Here is a 19787-nt window from a genome sequence, read left to right as displayed (position 1 = left end):
GACGCCTCAGGCGGCCCGTCCCAGATCGACGACGGGCTCCGCCGCGAGGGCGGGCACGCCCTGGTCGACGAGCTCGCGCCGGGGGCAGGCGCCGCGCCCGAGGATGGCCTGAATGCGACGCACACAGGACCCGCAGTCCGTGCCCGCCTTGCAGGCGGAGGCGATCTGCCGGGGGGTACAGGCGCCCGCGTCGGCGTGCTCCTTGACCTGCTTCTCCGTGACACCGAAGCAAGAGCAGACGTACAACGCGGTTCACCTCCCGCCGTGATCGATAAGGCTAACCTAACCTTACCCGGCTCCGAGGGACCCCAAAAGCCCCGGATACGACGATGGGGCGCGGATCACATGGATCCGCGCCCCGCCGTCGTACGCGCTCGCCTACTGGTCCCGGTACATCTCCGCGACCAGGAAGGCCAGGTCGAGGGACTGGCTGCGGTTGAGGCGCGGGTCGCAGGCCGTCTCGTAGCGCTGGTGCAGGTCGTCGACGAAGATCTCGTCGCCGCCGCCCACGCACTCGGTGACGTCGTCACCGGTGAGCTCGACGTGGATGCCGCCCGGGTGGGTGCCCAGCGCCTTGTGGACCTCGAAGAAGCCCTTGACCTCGTCCAGGACGTCGTCGAAGCGGCGCGTCTTGTGGCCGGAGGCGGCCTCGAAGGTGTTGCCGTGCATCGGGTCGGTGACCCAGGCGACGACCGCGCCGGAGGCGGTGACCTTCTCGACCAGCTCGGGGAGCTTGTCGCGGACCTTGTCGGCGCCCATGCGGACGATGAAGGTCAGCCGGCCGGGCTCGCGGTCGGGGTCGAGCCGGTCGATGTACGTCAGAGCGTCGTCCACCGAGGTGGTCGGGCCCAGCTTGATGCCGATCGGGTTCGAGATGCGCGAGGCGAACTCGATGTGGGCGTGGTCGAGCTGCCGGGTGCGCTCACCGATCCAGACCATGTGGCCGGAGGTGTCGTACAGCTTGCCGGTGCGCGAGTCCGTACGGGTCAGCGCGCCCTCGTAGTCGAGCAGCAGCGCCTCGTGGGAGGCGTAGAACTCGACGGCCTTGAACTCGGCCGGGTCGGTGCCGCAGGCCTTCATGAAGTTCAGCGCGTTGTCGATCTCGCGGGCGAGCGCCTCGTAGCGCTGGCCGGAGGGCGACGACCTCACGAAGTCCTGGTTCCAGGCGTGCACCTGGCGCAGGTCGGCGTAACCACCGGTGGTGAAGGCGCGGACCAGGTTCAGCGTGGAGGCGGAGGCGTGGTACATCCGCTTCAGCCGCTCGGGGTCCGGGATCCGGGACTTCTCGTCGAAGCCGAAGCCGTTGACCGAGTCGCCCCGGTACGTCGGCAGGGTCACGCCGTCGCGGGTCTCGGTGCCCTTGGAGCGGGGCTTCGAGTACTGGCCGGCGATGCGACCGACCTTCACCACGGGCACGGAGGCCGCGTAGGTGAGGACGGCGCTCATCTGGAGCAGCGTCTTGAGCTTGGCCCTGATGTGGTCGGCGGACACGGCGTCGAAGGCCTCGGCGCAGTCGCCGCCCTGGAGCAGGAACGCCTCGCCACGGGCGACGGCTCCCATCCGGGCGCGCAGCTGGTCGCACTCGCCGGCGAAGACGAGCGGAGGATACGACTCGAGGTCCGCGATCACATCGCGCAGAGCCTCGGCATCGGGGTACTCGGGCTGCTGCGCCGCGGGCAGGTCTCGCCAGGTCGCCTTGGCGACGGCGTGGGAATCAGCGTTCACGGTCACAAGCACAACATTACGGGGTTCTTCGCCCGGTCCTGTCCGCCTGCCCAGTGGCTGAGACGCGCGCCCGGAATGTCCACCGCCGATCTTCGCGCCATCGGGTGGTGTTACCCTCGGGCCCGTTTCACGAGAACGCGTTTCACAGAACCACAGTGAACCAGTCGAACCACCGGGGGTGGGCGTGACCCAGAGGCACCGCAGAGACCGCAAGAAGAAACGACTCCTGTACGGAGCGGCGGCCGCCGCCGTCGCCACCGCCACGATCGGCACCATCGCGGTCGCCTCACCGGGCCTCCTCGGCGCGACCGCGGACCAGGCGTCCGGAGGTGACCTTCCCCTCCAGAGCCAGTTCGCAAACGCGGCGCGCGAGTTCGACGTGCCGCAGAGCGTGCTGATGGCGGTGTCGTACCAGCAGACCCGCTGGGAGTCGCACGACGGCGAGCCGAGCACCACCGGCGCGTACAACGTGATGGGTCTGACGAAGGTCGATCCCGGCGACGTGGCCCAGAAGGTCACGGACGAGCAGATCGACCACTTCAACGGTTCCGGCCGACCGGAGATCGAGAAGAAGTTCGACCGCGCGCTGGTCCGCCGCATCCTGGAGAAGGCCGTCGTCGACACCGACGACCCGCGCCTCCACACCCTGGACAAGGGCGCCGAGCTGATCGGCAGCTCCACGGAGACCGTGCGGAACGACACCGCGGCCTCCATCCGGGCCGGGGCCGCGCTGCTCGCCGAGTACCAGAAGCAGGCCGGTGGCGAGCTGTCCGGAGAGCCGGGCGACTGGTACCCGGCCGTGGCCCGCTACAGCCAGTCCCCGGAACGGAAGGGCGCCGACCTCTTCGCGAAGCGCGTCTTCGCGTCGATCAAGGAGGGCGAGCGGGCGCTCACCCTCGACGGCGAGCAGCTCGCACTGCCCGCCGACCCGTCGGTCGAGCCGGTCAAGCCCTCGAACGTGCCGCTCGCGGCCAGCCCCGCGACCACGACGGCGGCCCCGGTCACCGAGTGCCCGACCAGCCTGAACTGCAACTTCGTCCCGGTCCGCATCGACCCGGGCGGCGCGCGCAACTACACCCCCGCCAGCCGCCCCGACCAGGGCGTCGGCATCCGGCAGATCGTGATCCACGACACCGAGGGCCCCTACCAGGGCTCCCTGGACACGCTGACGAACCCGAGGGGCGCGGGCAGCGCGCACTATCTGATCCGGGCGCAGGACGGCCTGGTCACCCAGATGCTGGAGAACAAGCAGCTGGCGTGGCACGCGGGCAACTGGACGCTCAACATGCACGCCATCGGCGTGGAGCACGAGGGCTTCGCCATGAAGGAGGGGAGCTGGTTCACCGAGCCGCAGTACCGCTCCTCCGCCGAACTGGTGAAGTTCCTGGCGGACAAGTACGGCGTGCCGATCGACCGCGAGCACATCATCGGCCACGACGAGGTGGCGCTCCAGACGGACAACCGCCTGTCCAGCCTCCACTGGGACGCGGGCCCGTACTGGGACTGGAACTACTACATGTCGCTCCTGGGCGCCCCGCAGGGCGACAAGGGCGCGGGCGGCCTCCTCCGGGCCGGCCAGGTGGTCCGCGTGGTGCCCCCGTTCACCACGGCGAACCAGCCGAAGCTGACCACCGGGAGCGTCGCCGCCGCCGCGCGTCCGGCCAACTTCGGCTACCTCTACACCTCGCCGTCGACGACCGCCGCGACGATCAAGGACCCGTACTTCAACTCGCTGTGGACCGAGGGCTCCAACTACGGCAACAAGGTCCGCGCGGGCGGCTCGTACGTGGTCGCCGAGTCCCGGAACGACTGGACCGCGATCTGGTACGCGGGCACCAAGGCCTGGTTCCAGAACCCCGGCGGGCAGTACACCGTGCCGGTGAGCGGTGCCACGACCGTCAAGGTCAAGGCCGGGGCCTCCTCGGCCAGGATCTACGGCCGCGCCTTCCCGGAGACCGCCGCCTACACCGCGGCGGGTCTCGCCGCCCCCGGCGACGAGAACGCCTTCCTGACGAAGTTCACCTTCGACGCAGCGCAGTCCTACGTGAAGGCCGGTCCCGCGGTGGCGGGCGACGACTGGTTCGGCTCCGCGCAGAAGAACGTCGTCGGCCAGACGACGTACGTCCCGATCCGCTTCCACCACAAGATCACCTGGGTGAAGCAGAGTGACATCGTGGAGGCCCCGGGCGCCGCCCCCGTCGCCACGGGCAACCGCTACAACCTCCTCGCCCGTGACACCGCCGGTGTCCTGTGGCAGTACCAGGGCACCGGCAACGCCACCACGCCGTTCCTGACGCCCTACCGGGTCGGCGGCGGCTGGCAGATCTACAACACCGTCACCCCCCTGACGGCGCTCCGCGCCGACGGCACCGGGGACGCCGTGGCCAGGGAGCCCTCCGGCGTGCTCTGGTACTACCAGGGCAGCGGCAACCCCTCGGCACCGTTCAAGGGACGGCTGCGGGTCGGCCCCGGCTGGCAGATGTACGACCAGATCATCGGCGTCCGCGACCTGACCGGGGACACCGAGCCGGACCTGATCGCCCGCGAGAAGTCCGGAGTCATCTGGCTCTACCAGGGCACGGGCACCCCCTCCAGGCCGTTCGCCCCCCGGGTGAAGATCGGCACGGGCTGGCAGATCTACAACAACATCGTCAGCACCGGCGACCTGACCTCGGACGGCAAGGCCGACCTGATCGGCCGGGACGCCGCGGGCGTGCTCTGGCTGTACAAGGGCACCGGCAAGGCCGCGACCCCCTACGCCGGGCGCGTCAAGGTGGGCACCGGCTGGCAGATCTACAACAGCGTCGTCGGGCCCAGCGACCTCACCGGCGACGGCAGGGTCGACTTCGTGGGCCGGGACGCCGCGGGCGTGCTCTGGCTGTACAAGGGCACCGGCAGTGCCACCGCCCCGTACGCGGGTCGCACCCAGGTCGGTCCCGGCTGGCAGAAGCACAACCTGATCTTCTGACCGGTTCTTCCGTCGGCCCACGGGGCCCGTTCCCACCGTCCACGGTGCGGGACGGGCCCCGTTCCCGTCCCCGGCTGGGTTACAGTGCTGCCATGTTCGCGCCCCTGATCCAGAACTGGTGGTGGACCGCTCATCCGGCGGCCCACTGATCGCGCGTACACCGACACACGCACAGGCCGCCCGAGGGGCGGCCTTTCCCGTGCCCGGGGCCGTTCCTCTCCGCACTCCCACGGAAGGAACGACGGACCATGGACCTCTCCCGTCTCCTCGACGACTCCTGCCCGCCCTTCGCCCTGCTGCGCCGCCGCACCCCCGGCCGCGACCACGACACCGTCGAGGTCCTCCTCGGCCCGGTCCACGAGGCCGAGCGCCTGGCCGACCTGCCGGTGAGCAGTCGCCCGACGCTCGCCCTGGTGCCGTTCCGGCAGATCAGGGAGCGCGGCTTCGACGTCCGCGACGACGGCACCCCGCTCGCCGTCCTCGTCGCCGACGAGACCCATGAACTCCCCCTCGCCGATGTCCTGGCCCAGCTCCCCGCGCACGACGTACGCGTGGAGGGCGGCGGCTTCGACGTCTCCGACGAGGAGTACGCCGGGACCGTGCGGCGGGTCGTCGAGGAGGAGATCGGCTCCGGCGAGGGCGCCAACTTCGTCATCCGGCGCACCTACCGGGGCGAGATCCCGGGCTTCGGCCGGGCCGACGCGCTCGCCCTGTTCCGGCGGCTGCTCACCGGCGAGCGGGGCGCGTACTGGACCTTCGTCGTGCACACCGGCGACCGGACGCTCGTCGGCGCCAGCCCCGAGGTCCATGTGCGCATGTCGGGCGGCACGGTCGTGATGAACCCGATCAGCGGCACGTACCGCTACCCGGCGGGGGCCGCCCCCACCGCCGAGGGTCTGCTCGCCTTCCTCGGCGACCGCAAGGAGACCGAGGAGCTGTCGATGGTGGTCGACGAGGAGCTGAAGATGATGTGCACGGTCGGCGACCGGGGCGGGGTGGTGGTCGGCCCGCGCCTGAAGGAGATGGCCCATCTCGCGCACACCGAGTACGAGCTGCGGGGCCGTTCCAGTCTGGACGTGCGGGAAGTGCTGCGGGAGACGATGTTCGCGGCGACCGTCACTGGCTCGCCGGTGCAGAACGCCTGCCGGGTGATCGAGCGGCACGAGCCGCTCGACGCCGACGGGATCGCCCGCGGCTACTACGCGGGCGCCCTCGCCCTGCTCGGCACCGACGCCCACGGCTCCCAGACCCTGGACTCCCCCATCCTGATCCGTACGGCGGACATCGCGTCCGACGGACGGCTGCGGGTCCCGGTCGGCGCGACGCTCGTCCGGCACTCCGACCCGGCGGGCGAGGTCGCCGAGACCCACGCCAAGGCCGCCGGGATCCTCACCGCCCTCGGGGTCCGCGAGGGCCGTCCGGCGGCCGGTCCCGCGGCCCCGGCGGCGCTGGGCGACGACCCCAGGGTCCGGGCCGCCCTGGACGCGCGCCGGGCGGACCTCGCGCCGTTCTGGCTGCGGATGCAGGAGCGGTCGGCCGAGCTGTCGGGGCACGCCCTGGTGGTCGACGCCGAGGACACCTTCACGGCGATGCTGGCGCACGTCCTGCGCTCCTCGGGCCTGGAGGTGTCGGTGCTCCGCTACGACGAGCCGGGGCTGCGCGAGCTGGCGCTCGCCCATGAGGGGCCGGTGGTCCTGGGGCCCGGCCCCGGCGACCCCTCGGACGCCGCCGACCCGAAGATGCGGCTGCTGCGCGGGCTGACGGGCGAGCTGGTGCGGGACCACCGGCACGGCCTCCTCGGGGTGTGCCTCGGGCACGAGCTGATCGCCGCCGAGCTGGGCCTGGAGATCGTCCGCAAGCGGGTCCCGTTCCAGGGGGCGCAGCTGCGGATCGACCTCTTCGGGCAGGAGCGGACGGTCGGCTTCTACAACAGCTTCACGGCCCGCTGCGACGACCGGGCGGCGACGGAGCTGGCGCTGCACCGGATCGAGGTGAGCCGGGACGCGGAGAGCGGTGAGGTGCACGCGCTGCGCGGGCCGGGCTTCGCGGGGGTGCAGTTCCACCCCGAGTCGGTCCTGACGACGGAGGGCGCGGCGCTGACGGCCTCACTGCTGGCGGGTGTGCTGGTCTGAGGGACGGCCGTGGGCCCGCCGGTCCCCGGGAGGGAGCGGCGGGCCCGGGTCCTCCGCGGCGGCATCGCCCTGCGGGGGGGGCGTGAGGAGGCCACGCCGTAGGTCGACGTGCCCCGCTCGAACCCGGCGGTCAGGAGGTGAGCCGGGGGACGAGGACGTTCTCGTCGCGTCGTCCGGCGAGGTGGTTGAGGACGTTGGCGACCGTGGTGTCGATGATCTGGCCGACCGCGTCGACGGTGTAGTACGCCTGGTGGGAGGTGACCACCACGTTCGGGAAGGTGACGAGCCGGGCGAGGGTGTCGTCCTCGACCGCCTCCAGGGACTTGTCGAGGAAGAAGAGCCCGGCCTCGGCCTCGTACACGTCGAGCCCGACGCCGGTGAAGCGCCCGGCCCGCAGTTCGGCGACCAGGGCCCCGGTGTCGATGAGTCCGCCCCGGCTGGAGTTGACGAGGATGGCGTCGTCCTTCATGGCCTTGAGGGCGGCGGCGTCGATGATGTGCTGGGTCGAGGGCAGCAGCGGCACGTGCAGGCTGATGAGGTCGGCCTCGGCGAAGAGCTGTTCCTTGTCGACGTACCTCATGCCGAGTTCCACGCAGGCGGGGTTCTCGGCGACGTCCCAGCCGAGGAGGTTCATGCCGAAGCCGTGGGCGATCCGGGTGAACGCCTCGCCGATCTTCCCGGTGCCGAGGACTCCGACGGTACGGCCCCGGAAGTCGCGGCCCATCAGTCCGTCGAGCCGGAAGTCGAAGTCCCGGGTCCGGTTGGAGGCGCGGACGATCCGCCGGTTGACGGCGGTCGCCAGGGTCCAGGCGAACTCGGCGACGGAGTACGGCGAGTAGTACGAGACCCGGGCGACGGTGAGGCCGAGCCGCTCGGCGACCTCCAGGTCGATGTTGTTGAAGCCCGTGGAGCGCTGGGCGATCATCTGGGTGCCGCCCGCGGCGAGGGTCTGCAGGACGCGGTGGTCGAGGCTGGCGTTGACGCTGGTGGAGATGATCTCGTAGCCCGCCGCGATGGGGGCGGTGTCCTCGGTGAGGAAGACCCCGAGGCAGCGCACGTCGTGGTGCCCCTCGAACGCCTTCTCGATGAGGGGCTTCTCGTCCGCCTGCACGCCGAACGCCAGGATTTCCACGGGATTCCCCTCATGCCGGTGATGGGTCGGGCACTCCCGATCATCGCGCATCGGGGGCCGGTCCGCCCGCCCGCGTCCGGCACCCGGGTGCCGGACGGCCGGGCACGGGGTGCGGGGCCGGGCGGGCACGGGGTGCGGGCCGGACGCCGGGCCCCCGTGCGCCGGGCCCGCTCAGGCGTCGTCGAGCCCGCGCTCGATGGCGTACCGGACCAGCTCCACCCGGTTGTGCAGCTGGAGCTTGCCCAGGGTGTTCTGCACGTGGTTCTGCACCGTGCGGTGCGAGATCACCAGGCGCTCCGCGATCTGCTTGTAGCTGAGGCCCTTGGCGACCAGCCGCAGGACCTCCGTCTCGCGCTCGGTGAGGCGCGGGGCCTTCGGCTCGTCGGCGCCGGACGCCTGGACGGGCTCGGAGGCGAGACGGCGGTACTCGCCGAGGACGAGACCGGCGAGACCCGGTGTGAAGACGGGGTCGCCCAGCGCCGTCCGGCGCACGGCGTCGGTCAGCTCCTCGGTGCTGGCCGACTTCAGGAGGTAGCCGGTGGCGCCCGACTTCACCGCCTCCAGGACGTCGGCGTGCTCACCGCTCGCCGAGAGGACCAGGACCTTCGGTCCCCCGGTCCGCCCGCCGACCAGCTCCTTGCAGACCTGGACGCCCGGCTTCACCGGCAGGTTCAGGTCCAGGACGAGGACGTCGGGTCCGGCGGCGAGGGCGCGGCGCACGGCCTGCTCGCCGTCCCCTGCGGTGGCGACGACGTCGAAGCCCGCCTCCGTCAGATCGCGGGCGACCGCGTCCCGCCACATCGGGTGGTCGTCCACCACCATCACCTTGACCGGCTGCTCGCTCACTGCTTCCCTGCCTTCCCCCGGGGGACCTTCAACTCGACTTCCGTGCCCTGGCCGGGGACCGAGACCAGTTCGGCCGTACCGCCCAGATCCCGCAGTCTCCCCCGGATGGAGAGGGCGACCCCCATCCGGCCCTCCCCCTCGGCCTGCGCGAGACGGCCCTCGGGGATGCCGGGCCCGTCGTCCCGTACGGTCACGACGATCTCGTCCGGCCAGTCCTCGACGAGGATCCAGGCCCGCGCGTCCTCACCGGCGTGCGCCCGTACGTTGTCCAGGGCGGCGCCGACGGCGGCGGCCAGCTCACGGGCCGCGGGCGGCGGGAGCAGGACGGGTGCGCCCGGCTCGGAGAGGGTGACCCGGGCCCCGGCGCGCGGGGCCAGCAGCAGCCGCAGGTCGAGGGGCGCGCCGTCACCGCCGTGCGGGAGGTCGTCGTCCACCTCGACGACCCGGACGACGGCCCCCTCGGACTCGTCCTCGGAGACCAGGCTGGGCCGGATGAGGCCGCCCGCGACGAGGGTGCGCAGGGCCACCTCCTGATCGCCCGCCATCCGGCCGAGCTCGGCGGCCTCGCCGCCGAGGGCGGTGCCGCGCCGCTGCACCATGGCGAGGACCTGCAGGACGCTGTCGTGGATGTCCCGGGCGAGGCGCTCCCGCTCGCGGGTGGCGGCCTCGATCTCCAGGGCGCGGGCGAGGGTGCGCTCGGAGGCGCGGGCGACCTCGACGACGTATCCGATGGCGATGGAGGCCACCCAGACGAGCAGCACGTTGTGGAGGGTGTCCCGGCTGGGATGGCCGCGTTCGACGATGTTGGCGACGGCGACGAGGGAGGAGGCGACCCCGGCCCAGCGCCAGCCGCCCTTGATGGCGTACGCGAGGACGGCGCCCGCCGTCCATATCGACGGCAGGGTGGGGCCGTCGACCGTCTGGGCGTGGATGTCGGCGAGCGGGGTGAGGAGGATCCCGGCGAGGGCGACGGTGAGGTCCGCGACGAGGAAGCGCTTGGTGCAGCTGACCGCGTTGGCGACCCTGGGGAGGGTGGCCAGGGTCCAGACGCACAGCACCGCCAGGTAGACGACGCCGATCCAGGGCCGCTCGTAGTTCTCCCGGCCGAAGGCGAACAGCAGGACCGCGTAGACCATGGTGAGGAGGCGGTAGCCGGTCAGCGCCCGCCACAGCGGCTGCTCGACCGACATCCGCACGACACGCTCGCGCCTGGCCATCTCCCCCACCCCCCGGAAGTCCCCCGTCGGGACCGTCCTACGCGCCGGACTCTTCCCGGGCCGCGATCTCGGCCTTCACGGCCTCCTTGGCCGCCTTCTCCGCATCGGCGATCTGCCGCTTGGCGGCGGTCGCGTAGATGTCGACGTACTCCTGGCCGGACAGCTTCATGATCTCGTACATGACCTCGTCGGTCACCGAGCGGAGGATGAAGCGGTCCCCCTCCATGCCCTGGTAGCGGGTGAAGTCCAGCGGCTCGCCGATCCGGATGCCCGGCCGCATCAGCTTGGGGACGAGCTTGCCGGGCGGCTGGATCTTCTCCGTGTCGATCATGGCGACCGGGATCACGGGGGCGCCGGTGGCCAGCGCCACCCGGGCCAGACCGCCGGGCTTGCCCCGGTAGAGGCGCCCGTCGGGCGAGCGGGTGCCCTCGGGGTAGATCCCGAAGAGGCCGCCCTTCTCGACGACCTCGATGCCCGCCTTGATGGCCGCCTCGCCCGCGCCCCTGGCACCCGAACGGTCCACCGGGAGCTGCCCCACGCCCTTGAAGAAGGCGGCGGTGAGCTTCCCCTTCACGCCGGGCGAGGTGAAGTACTCGGCCTTGGCGATGAAGGTGACCTTGCGGTCGAGGACCGCGGGCAGGAAGAAGGAGTCGGAGAACGACAGGTGGTTGCTCGCCAGGATCGCCGGGCCCTCGGCGGGAATGTTCTCCAGACCCTCCACCCAGGGCCTGAAGGCGAGCTTCAGGGACCCTCCGAGGGAGAACTTCATCGCGCCGTAGATCAACTCGTCATGCCTTCCGTGTGCCGTCCCGTCGACTTTATCCCGTACCGGCGCACGCCCCCCGCTACGGCCCTGGTCGGTGTCGGTCCGGTCGCGTACCGTGAAGGTCCTTCCCCATTTCCGTCGCTTCGGCGCCCCCGAAGTCGAACGAACAGGAGACCCCGGTGCCGGTCCTTCCCGGAGCCGAGCCGTACCGCCACGAAGGCGGAGAGGTCGGCGTCCTTCTCTGTCACGGATTCACCGGTTCCCCGCAGTCGATGCGCCCGTGGGCCGAGTACCTGGCCGCGCGCGGGCTGACCGTGTCGCTGCCGCTGCTGCCGGGCCACGGCACCCGCTGGCAGGACATGCAGCTCACCACCTGGCAGGACTGGTACGCGGAGGTCGACCGGGCGCTGCGCGAGCTCCTGGAGCGGTGCTCGACCGTCTTCGTCTTCGGTCTCTCCATGGGCGGGGCGCTGACCCTGCGGCTCGCCGCCCGGCACGGGGACTCCGTGCGGGGCGTCGTCCTGGTCAACCCGGGCAACAAGGTGCACGGACTGAGCGCGTACGCGCTGCCGGTCGTCCGGCATCTGGTGCCCTCGACGAAGGGCATCGCGAGCGACATCGCCAAGGAGGGCGTGACCGAGGTCGGGTACGACCGGGTGCCGCTGCACGCGGCGCACTCGCTGCGGCAGTTCTTCCGGACGGTCGACGCGGAGCTTCCGCAGGTCACCCAGCCGCTGCTGCTGCTGCACAGCCCCGAGGACCATGTCGTGCCGCCGGTCGACTCGGCCCGCGTCCTGTCCCGGGTCTCCTCGACGGACGTCCGGGAGGTCCTGCTGGAACAGAGCTACCACGTCGCGACGTTGGACCATGACGCGGAGCGGATCTTCGACGAGAGCCTGGCCTTCGTCGAGCGTCTCGCCCCCGGACTGGTCGACGAAAAGGGGAGCAGGAGCGGTGGCTGAGCAGCAGGACGGCGGCGAGCGGGAGCCGCAGCCCATCGACGAGGAGGCGGCGTGGGCCGCGATCGTCGCCGGGTACGGCGAGGAGCCCGTGGATCCTCCGGAGACGAAGCCGTTCCGGCGGGTCGAGGACCTGAGCCTGCCGGAGCCCGAGCCGGCGGACGGGGCGGAGGCGTCGGCCGGGAAGGGTTCCGGGGACGGCCCCGGGGAGGCCGGACCCGCGTCTCCCGGACCGGTCGGGGGCAAGGGGACGCTGTGGAAGCCGCGTCCCACGGCCGGGGAGGACGGACCGAAGGACGGACCGGGGGGCGCCGAGGGGCCCGGGACGGACGGTGACGGGGAGCCGGGGCCCGAGCGGCCCGCGCTCGGCAGCTCCGTCGTGTTCGCGCCCGGGGTGGGGCCGACCGGCCCCCGGGACTACTCGCCCAGGGAGCCGGACGACGGGCCGGGCGGTACGGAGGAGGGGCACTTCGTGCCGCCGGAGCCGCCGCCGCTGCCCGAGACCGACGCGACGACCAGGTTCGCCTGGCTGGCCGTGATCGGCGGCCCGGTCCTGATGCTGCTCGCGGTGCTGCTCCAGTGGGACATGACCTGGTGGCTGACGACGCTCTGCCTCGGCGGCTTCCTGGGCGGCTTCGCGACCCTGGTGGGCCGTATGAAGCACGACGACGAGGACGAGGACGGCTTCGACGACCCGGGGCGCGGGGCGGTGGTGTAGACGCGGCGCCGGGCTGGGGGTGATCCCTCCGGACCGGCACCGAGGCGGGGCGCCGTGAGGGTCCTGGGGGCCTCCCCGGCGCACCCAGGGCGTTCAGGGGGTCGCCGCCGGGACGCGGACCGCCGCCAGGACCGGGAGGTGGTCGGTGGCGGCCCGCAGGTCGGCCGGGTCGAGGCCGGGCGGCACCCCGCAGCCGAGGAACTCCACGCCCGGGGTGGCCAGGACCGCGTCGATCCGCTGGTGCGGGTCGGCCGGGGTGGAGGTGAACTCGCCGCCCCGGGGCCGGGCCTCCCAGCCGTCCGTGAGCGCGGCGGCCAGCCGCCGGAAGGCGGGCCCGTCCGGCCGTTCGTTGAGGTCCCCGCCGACCAGGGCGTACGGGGTGTCCAGCGCGGCGACCCGGTCGAGGACCATGCCCGCCTGCGCGTACCGCTCGTCCTTCCGCAGGCTCAGATGACAGCTGACGACCCCGACCCGGGCGCCCCCGAAGCGGACGACGGCGGTCGCCAGACCCCGCCGGTGCAGCCCCGGGGTCAGCGGCAGCAGTACGTCCTCGGTGCGTTCCACGGTGGCCCGCAGCGAGCAGAGCAGCAGCGGCCCGGCGGCGGTGGCGCCCCCGCCCAGGACGACCAGCTCGCTCTTCGCGGCGAGCCGGGCCGCGTGCTTGCGCCACCGGAAGAACCGCGGGGCCTCCTGCACCAGGACCAGGTCCGGCGCGCAGGCCCGGATGACGCGGGCGAGGGCGTCCTCGTCGTCGCGCAGCGAGCGGATGTTGTAGGAGAGGACCCGGAGGACGGCCGAACCGTCCTCTTCGGTGCGGGAGTTGGGCAGCTCGCTGTTCGCCATGGCACGTAAGGTACGACAACCGCCCGCCGCGTCCCGCGGGGACGCGGCGGGCGGTGGCCCCCGGCCTTCGTACGGACCTCGGTCCTGGCTCCGTACGGTGTTCGGCCTCGGCTTCGTACGGGCGCTCAGCCCTGGCGGGCCAGGTCCGCCGCGCCGACCAGACCGGCCTTGTTGCCGAGCTGGGCCGCGAGGACCTGGGCGTGCGGGCGCCACTGGCCGCCGATCAGCCAGCGCCGGAAGGACTTGCGGATCGGGTCGAGGACCAGTTCGCCCTCGTCCGAGACGCCGCCGCCGACGATGAACGCCGACGGGTCGAAGAGCGAGGCCAGGTCGGCGAGACCGGCGCCCGCCCAGCGGGCCAGCTCCCGGAAGGAGTCGACGGCGACCGGGTCACCGGCGCGGGCCGCCTGGCTGACGTGCTTGCCCTCGATGCCCTCGGGGGTGCCGTCGCCGAGGGAGAGGAGGACCTCGGCGTTCTCGGGGGTGGCCGCGGCACGCTGCCGGGCGTACCGGACGAGGGCGCGTCCGGAGGCGTACTGCTCCCAGCAGCCCTGGCTGCCGCAGCCGCAGAGCAGACCGTCCGGGACGACCCGGATGTGGCCGAACTCCGCCGCCACGCCGAAGCGCCCCCGGCGCAGTTTGTTGCCGATGATGATGCCGCCGCCGAGGCCGGTGCCGAGGGTGATGCAGATGACGTCCTCGTGGCCCTGGCCCGCGCCGAAGCGGTACTCGCCCCAGGCGGCGGCGTTGGCGTCGTTCTCCACGACGACGGGGAGGCCGATCCGCTGCTCGACCTTGTCCTTCAGCGGCTCGTGCCGCCAGTCGATGTTCGGGGCGAAGAGGATGGTGGCGCGCTTGTCGTCGACGTAGCCGGCGGCTCCGATGCCGACGGCCTCGACCGCGTGGCCCCTGCCCGCCTCGGACACGGCGGTGCTGATCGCGTCGACGATGCCCTCGGGGGTCGGAGGGGTCGGCACCTTGTGCGTGTCGAGGATGTTGCCCTCCTCGTCGACCACGCCGGCCGCGATCTTCGTGCCGCCGATGTCGACGCCGATGGTGAGTCCCATGTGTCCCTCAGTTTTCGGTCGAGCCCCGCTGGGGCCCACCGTACCCGAGGGGGACGGGCCTGTTGATCAGTCGAGGTCGATGTGCTGGCCGGTTCCCGGCCCCTCGTCGTCCCCCCGGTCGGGCCGCTCGTCGGCGGGGCGGCGCGGGGCCGCGTCGGCGCGCGGGTCCGAGGGGTCGTCGGCGGGGGTGGCGCCGCCACGGGTCCAGCGGCTCTCGTGTCCCTCGACGGCGGAGCGGTAGGCGGCGAGCAGTTCACCGCCCGCCGCCGCGAGGTGGTCGAAGACCTGCGGATTGCGTTCGATGACGGGCTCGACGACGGACTTCGCCTGGTTGACGAGCTGCTGCACGGTCTGCGCGGCCTGTCCGGCGAGCAGCGGGTTGCCGAGTCCGCCGGAGACCTTCTCGGCGACGGCTTCGAAGAGCTTGCGGAGCTCCTCGGCGGGGGAGCCGGGCTCCGCGCCGTGCCGTGCCCTGCGGCGGGCCTTCTCCGCCTCCAGGTCCTCGGCACACGCCTCGGCCCAAGGGTCCGGATCGCTCATGGCGTACTCCTCCGTGGTGGTACTTCGACGGTACACGCCCGTTCAGGGGGTACGGGGCCAGAGTCCGGGGTCGGGGGTGAAGCGGACCCGGAGGTCGCCGTCGACGAGTCCGGCGCCGGTGACGGTGCAGCGGCGCAGGGCGGCGGGCAGGGCGACGGCCCGGCGGAAGGCGCCGACGGTCAGGAGGAGTTCGTCGCCGCGCCGGACGAGGGCCAGCTCGTCCTTGACGGCCCCGGGGAGGGGGATGTGCCAGACGAGGACGCCGTCCGCCTCGCGCCGGTCCTCCACGGCCCAGGCGGGGGCGGGTACGGGCGCGGTCGGCGCCCCGGCGGGGGCGAGCGGGGCGAGGTCCCCGGGTCCGCGCGGGTCGCGGCCGAGGTGCGGCAGCTCGTACACGGGGGTGCCGGGGTCGGCGGCGGCGCGCAGCTCCGCGAGGTGCCGGTGCTGCGCGGTGGCGAGTCCGGCCAGCCAGGGGTCGCCGGAGCCGGTGGGCAGCAGCCGGTTGGCGGCGACGGCGTCGAGGGAGAGGCCCTGGAGGCCGAGGCCGAGGCGGGCCTCGCGCAGGGCGCGGAGGGCGGCGGGGCCGGGTTCGAGGACGAGCCGGACGCTGGTGCCGGGGGCCTCGACGACTGCCTGGACGGCGGCCAGCTCGGCCTCCCAGCGGGCGGTGGCCTCGTACAGCCGCTGCGCGGGCATGGGCACTCCGGCAAGCTGGGCGAGCATCGGGCGCAGTGCGCGGGCGGCCTGCCGTTCCGGGGGCAGCAGGCGGCGCAGATAGCGGCGGAGCTGCTCGGGCAGGGCGAGGAGGGCGAGGGCCTCGGTGAGCGGCGGCAGGTCGACGACGGCGAGGTCGTGGCCGCCGGAGGCGGCGTCGCGGAGGGCGCGCAGCAGGGCGAAGGACCGGCTGCCGGGGAGTTCGGTGAGCTCGGCGTCCTCGAAGGGCGTCGCGCCGAGCAGGTCGAGGACGGTGGCGGACCGGTCCTGGAGGGCGAGGAACTCGCGCCGGAAGCCGTCGGCGGGCCGGGGTCGCACGAGCCGGAGCCGCCCGGTGTCCCGGCCGCCGGGCCGGGGGGCGGTTCCGTCCGCACGGAGCGGGTCGGCGTCCGCGGGGAGCGGGTCCGTGTCCGGACGGAACGGGTCCGTGTCCCTGCCGGACCGGTCCCCGTCCGCACGGAGCGGACCGGCGAGGAGCGGACCGGCGTCCTCGGAGACGAGGAGGACGCGGTGTCCGGACCGCGCCCCGGCGAGGGCGGTCGCGGCGGCGACGGTGCTGCGCCCGGCGCCGCCGAGGCCGGTGACAAGGATGATCCGCATACGAAGGACGTTACCCGTGGCCTGCGGCGGCCCGGCCGGGAGGACCGGGCCGGGGGCTCACGCCCCGGATTCGACGCGCTTCTTCAGACCGTCGAGGGCGCGGTCGATGATGACCTTCTCCGCCTTGCGCTTGATCATGCCGAGCATGGGGATCTTGACGTCCACGGTCAGCTGGTAGGTGACCTCGGTGCGGGTGCCGCCGCCGAGCTCGGCCAGCCGGTAGGAGCCGTCGAGAGAGCGGAGCATCTGGGACTTGACGAGGGTCCAGCTGACCTCGTCGGCGCCGGTCCAGGTGTAGGCGAGGGTGTGGTCGTCGCGGATCGCGCCCGCGTCGAGGACGAGCCGGACCTTCTCCGCGCGCCCGGCGTCGTCGGCGGCCAGGACCTCGGCCTCCTTCACCTCGCCGGTCCACTCGGGGTAGCGGGCGAAGTCGGCGATCACGCGCATGACGTCGGCCGGTGCCGCCTCGATGGTGATGCTCGAGCTGGTGTGTTCGGCCATCGGGGTGGCTCCTCCACGGTGCGGTCCGGCGGAAGTCAAGGGGCACAGGTGTGCCGACGAAAGGCTATCGCGCCCTGACGCGCCGTCCGTCACCCCGGGCCTCCCGCCGGGGCGCTCACCACTCCAGCACCCAGGGCGTGCCCGTGGAGGCGAAGTGGCCGACGTTGACGCACTCGGTGGCGCCGATCCGCATCCGGCGGACCAGCGGCTGGTGGACGTGGCCGAAGAGGTGGTAGCGGGGCCGGGTGCGCCGGAGCGCGTCGAGCAGGGCGCGGCTGCCGCGCTCGAAGCGGCGGGCGACGGTGTCGTAGGTGAGCTCGGGGACGTCCGGGGGGATGTGCGAGCAGAGGACGTCGACCTCGCCGAGGGCCTCGACCTTGGCCGCGTACTCCTCGTCGGAGATCTCGTACGGGGTGCGCATCGGGGTGCTCAGCCCGCCGCCGACGAAGCCGAACACCAGTCCGCCGATCTCGGTCCGCCCGCCGTCGAGGACGGTCGTGCCGGGCCGGACGAAGTCGGGCCAGAGCCGGGGGATGTCGACGTTGCCGTAGGTGGCGTACGTAGGGGCGGGGAAGGCGGCGAAGAGTTCGGCGTACTGGCGGCGGACGGCGGTCTCGATCGCGGTGTCGCGGTCCACGTCGAGCCCGGCCCACAGGCTGCGGCCCAGCTCACGGGCCTCGTCGAAGCGGCGGGCGGTGCGCAGCTCGACGAGCCGGTCGGCGTTCTCGACGCCGAAGAGGTCGGGGAAGATGCCCCGGCCGTGATCGGCGTAGTCGAGGAAGAGGACCAGGTCCCCGAGGCATATGAGGGCGTCGGCGCCCTCTCCGGCCCGCGCGAGGGCCTCGGCGTTGCCGTGCACGTCACTGACCACATGGACTCGCATGGCCCTCACCTTAGGGGGTGTCACCTGCGGTTACTTCCGAGTCGGGAAACCGGTGGATTACTGTGCGGAGAGCACCGTCACACGTGTGTGACGCACGGAACATCTCACCGGGACCCCCTATCGGGAACCGCGTACCGGTGGGTAACGTCCGGGCCGTCCAGTCGTGCTCACCCCCACTGAGCAGCAGCCAGATCTTGGACTTCACCGGTGCATCCCACAGAGCCGTGGCGCCGGCGCCCGATGAGGAGCAGCAGTCTTGCGCGAGTTCAGCCTTCCGGCCCTGTACGAGGTCCCCGCGGACGGCAATCTGACGGATCTCATCCGCCGCAACGCCTCCCAGCACCCAGACGTGGCCGTGATGGGCCGCAAGGTCGACGGCGGGTGGGCCGACGTGACCGCCGCCGAGTTCCTCGCCGAGGTCCGGGGCGCCGCCAAGGGGCTGATCGCGGCGGGTGTCGAGCCGGGCGACCGGGTCGCGCTGCTCTCCCGGACGCGCTACGAGTGGGTGCTCCTCGACTTCGCGATCTGGAGCGCGGGCGGGGTGACCGTACCGGTGTACGAGACCAGCTCGGCGGAGCAGATCCAGTGGATCCTCGGCGACTCGGGGGTGACGCTGGCGCTGGTGGAGAACGCGGCGCACGAGGCGTCGGTGGAGTCCGTACGGGCGAACCTGCCCGAGCTGAGGAGCCTGTGGCAGATCGAGGGCGACGGGGTGGCGCGGCTGACCGCCTCCGGCGTGGAGGTCTCCGACGAGCTGCTCGACGCGCGCATGTCGGCGGCGCACGCGGACGACCCGGCGACCATCGTCTACACCTCGGGCACCACGGGCCGCCCCAAGGGCTGTGTCCTGACCCACCGGGCGTTCTTCGCGGAGTGCGGCAACGTGGTGGAGCGGCTGAAGCCGCTCTTCCGGACCGGTGAGTCCTCCGTCCTGCTGTTCCTGCCCGCCGCGCACGTCTTCGGGCGGCTGATCGAGGTGGCCTCGGTGATGGCCCCGATCCGCCTCGGCTGCCTCCCCGACATCAAGACCCTCACCGACGAGCTGGCCTCGTTCCGGCCGACCCTGATCCTGGGGGTCCCCCGGGTCTTCGAGAAGGTCTACAACTCGGCGCGGGCCAAGGCGCAGGCCGACGGCAAGGGCAAGATCTTCGACAAGGCGGCGCACACGGCGATCGCGTACAGCCGGGCGCTGAGCACCCCGCAGGGCCCGTCCCTCGGTCTGCGGGTGAAGCACAAGATCTTCGACAGGCTGGTCTACGTCAAGCTGCGCACGGTGCTCGGCGGGCGCGGCGAGTACGCGATCTCGGGCGGCGCGCCGCTGGGCGAGCGGCTCGGGCACTTCTTCCGGGGGATCGGCTTCACGGTCCTGGAGGGGTACGGCCTGACGGAGTCGTGCGCGGCGACGGCGTTCAATCCCTGGGACCGGCAGAAGATCGGCACGGTCGGGCAGCCGCTGCCGGGGTCGGTGGTGCGGATCGCCGACGACGGCGAGGTGCTGCTGCACGGCGAGCACATCTTCTCGGGGTACTGGAACAACGAGGCGGCGACGGCCGAGGCGCTGGCGGACGGCTGGTTCCACACGGGTGACATCGGCACCCTGGACGAGGACGGCTATCTGGCGATCACCGGCCGGAAGAAGGAGATCCTGGTGACGGCCGGGGGCAAGAACGTCGCTCCGGCGGTCATCGAGGACCGCATCCGGGCGCACGCGCTGGTCGCGGAGTGCATGGTGGTCGGCGACGGGCGGCCGTTCGTGGGCGCGCTCATCACGATCGACGAGGAGTTCCTGGGCCGCTGGGCCGCCGAGCACGGCAAGCCGGCGGGTTCGACGGCCGCCTCGCTGCGCGAGGACGCGGAGCTGGTCGCGGAGGTCCAGCGGGCGGTCGACGACGGCAACGCGGCGGTCTCGAAGGCCGAGTCGGTCCGCAGGTTCCGCATCCTGCCCGCGCAGTTCACCGAGGAGGCGGGGCACATCACGCCGTCCCTGAAGCTGAAGCGGAACGTGGTGGCGAAGGACTTCGCGGACGAGATCGAGGCGATCTACCGGGCCTGAGGCCCGGAGCGGGACGCACGGAACGGCCGGGGGGCCCGGGCGCCCCCCCCCCCCCGCCCCCCCCCCCGGGGCACCCCGGCCGGGGGGGGGGGGGGGGTCCCCGCGGGGCGGGCCCCCGGCGGG

At 72.8% G+C, this 19787-nt stretch carries 18 protein-coding genes; 6 read left to right on the top strand and 12 right to left on the bottom strand.

From position 1 onward, the window contains the following. Window positions 1-6: 6 nt before the first annotated feature. A complete protein-coding gene (locus tag ACIO92_RS07755; RefSeq protein WP_366441587.1) occupies window positions 7-246 on the bottom strand; it encodes a (2Fe-2S)-binding protein in 240 nt (79 codons plus the stop codon). A 132-nt stretch (window positions 247-378) separates the two neighbouring features. After that, complete coding sequence (locus ACIO92_RS07750) at window positions 379-1731, bottom strand: class II 3-deoxy-7-phosphoheptulonate synthase (protein WP_351779413.1); 1353 nt, start codon at window positions 1729-1731, stop codon at window positions 379-381. A gap of 178 nt (window positions 1732-1909) precedes the next feature. Here ACIO92_RS07750 and ACIO92_RS07745 point away from each other — a divergent pair, with 178 nt between their 5' ends. The 3 genes from ACIO92_RS07745 to ACIO92_RS07735 all read left to right on the top strand — a co-directional run bounded on the left by ACIO92_RS07745 (window position 1910) and on the right by ACIO92_RS07735 (window position 6825). After that, the gene (locus ACIO92_RS07745) at window positions 1910-4693 is read left to right on the top strand and encodes an N-acetylmuramoyl-L-alanine amidase (RefSeq protein ID WP_402279428.1); all 2784 of its coding nucleotides are present in this window, start codon (window positions 1910-1912) and stop codon (window positions 4691-4693) included. 92 nt (window positions 4694-4785) lie between these two features. Continuing rightward, window positions 4786-4842, top strand: a complete 57-nt coding sequence (locus ACIO92_RS07740) for a trp operon leader peptide (RefSeq protein WP_351779871.1) — start codon at window positions 4786-4788, stop codon at window positions 4840-4842. A 99-nt stretch (window positions 4843-4941) separates the two neighbouring features. Then, window positions 4942-6825, top strand: a complete 1884-nt coding sequence (locus ACIO92_RS07735; RefSeq protein ID WP_366441585.1) for an anthranilate synthase family protein — start codon at window positions 4942-4944, stop codon at window positions 6823-6825. 130 nt (window positions 6826-6955) lie between these two features. Here ACIO92_RS07735 and ACIO92_RS07730 read toward each other — a convergent pair whose 3' ends face one another. From ACIO92_RS07730 to ACIO92_RS07715, 4 genes are all read right to left on the bottom strand, one after another. Further along, window positions 6956-7957 (bottom strand): 2-hydroxyacid dehydrogenase, encoded by a 1002-nt coding sequence (locus tag ACIO92_RS07730; RefSeq protein WP_366441584.1) that lies wholly within the window; start codon window positions 7955-7957, stop codon window positions 6956-6958. A 171-nt stretch (window positions 7958-8128) separates the two neighbouring features. Next, the gene (locus tag ACIO92_RS07725; protein WP_366441676.1) at window positions 8129-8779 is read right to left on the bottom strand and encodes a response regulator transcription factor; all 651 of its coding nucleotides are present in this window, start codon (window positions 8777-8779) and stop codon (window positions 8129-8131) included. A 20-nt stretch (window positions 8780-8799) separates the two neighbouring features. Then, complete coding sequence (gene macS, locus ACIO92_RS07720; RefSeq protein ID WP_366441583.1) at window positions 8800-10020, bottom strand: MacS family sensor histidine kinase; 1221 nt, start codon at window positions 10018-10020, stop codon at window positions 8800-8802. A gap of 37 nt (window positions 10021-10057) precedes the next feature. Further along, the gene (locus tag ACIO92_RS07715) at window positions 10058-10789 is read right to left on the bottom strand and encodes a lysophospholipid acyltransferase family protein (protein WP_401235794.1); all 732 of its coding nucleotides are present in this window, start codon (window positions 10787-10789) and stop codon (window positions 10058-10060) included. 176 nt (window positions 10790-10965) lie between these two features. Between ACIO92_RS07715 and ACIO92_RS07710 the strand changes: the two genes are divergently transcribed. Then, window positions 10966-11748: an alpha/beta fold hydrolase gene (locus ACIO92_RS07710; RefSeq protein ID WP_366441581.1), complete on the top strand. Its 783-nt coding sequence runs from the start codon at window positions 10966-10968 to the stop codon at window positions 11746-11748. After that, window positions 11741-12463: a hypothetical protein gene (locus tag ACIO92_RS07705; protein ID WP_366441580.1), complete on the top strand. Its 723-nt coding sequence runs from the start codon at window positions 11741-11743 to the stop codon at window positions 12461-12463. The genes ACIO92_RS07710 and ACIO92_RS07705 overlap by 8 nt, the downstream gene beginning before the upstream one ends. Window positions 12464-12556: 93 nt before the next feature. Here the strand turns inward: ACIO92_RS07705 and ACIO92_RS07700 are convergent, their stop codons facing one another. From ACIO92_RS07700 to ACIO92_RS07675, 6 genes are all read right to left on the bottom strand, one after another. Beyond that, on the bottom strand, window positions 12557-13306 hold the full coding sequence (locus ACIO92_RS07700; RefSeq protein WP_402279435.1) for an endonuclease/exonuclease/phosphatase family protein: 750 nt from the start codon (window positions 13304-13306) through the stop codon (window positions 12557-12559). 125 nt (window positions 13307-13431) lie between these two features. Continuing rightward, complete coding sequence (locus tag ACIO92_RS07695; RefSeq protein ID WP_402279438.1) at window positions 13432-14373, bottom strand: ROK family glucokinase; 942 nt, start codon at window positions 14371-14373, stop codon at window positions 13432-13434. A 66-nt stretch (window positions 14374-14439) separates the two neighbouring features. Then, on the bottom strand, window positions 14440-14913 hold the full coding sequence (locus ACIO92_RS07690) for a DUF5304 domain-containing protein (protein WP_366441577.1): 474 nt from the start codon (window positions 14911-14913) through the stop codon (window positions 14440-14442). 42 nt (window positions 14914-14955) lie between these two features. Next, the gene (locus ACIO92_RS07685; RefSeq protein WP_402279441.1) at window positions 14956-16227 is read right to left on the bottom strand and encodes an ArsA-related P-loop ATPase; all 1272 of its coding nucleotides are present in this window, start codon (window positions 16225-16227) and stop codon (window positions 14956-14958) included. Window positions 16228-16284: 57 nt separating this feature from the next. Beyond that, on the bottom strand, window positions 16285-16728 hold the full coding sequence (locus tag ACIO92_RS07680; protein ID WP_366441575.1) for an SRPBCC family protein: 444 nt from the start codon (window positions 16726-16728) through the stop codon (window positions 16285-16287). Between the two features lie 115 nt (window positions 16729-16843). Continuing rightward, complete coding sequence (locus ACIO92_RS07675; protein ID WP_401235797.1) at window positions 16844-17611, bottom strand: metallophosphoesterase; 768 nt, start codon at window positions 17609-17611, stop codon at window positions 16844-16846. 256 nt (window positions 17612-17867) lie between these two features. Here ACIO92_RS07675 and ACIO92_RS07670 point away from each other — a divergent pair, with 256 nt between their 5' ends. Beyond that, complete coding sequence (locus ACIO92_RS07670; protein ID WP_402279446.1) at window positions 17868-19664, top strand: AMP-dependent synthetase/ligase; 1797 nt, start codon at window positions 17868-17870, stop codon at window positions 19662-19664. The last annotated feature ends 123 nt before the right edge of the window (window positions 19665-19787 follow it).

It is taken from the genome of Streptomyces sp. NPDC087215 (assembly GCF_044744885.1).
Classification (GTDB): domain Bacteria; phylum Actinomycetota; class Actinomycetes; order Streptomycetales; family Streptomycetaceae; genus Streptomyces.
The sequence above is the reverse complement of the archived record's forward strand: the minus strand, read 5'-3'. Positions and strand labels throughout refer to the sequence as shown.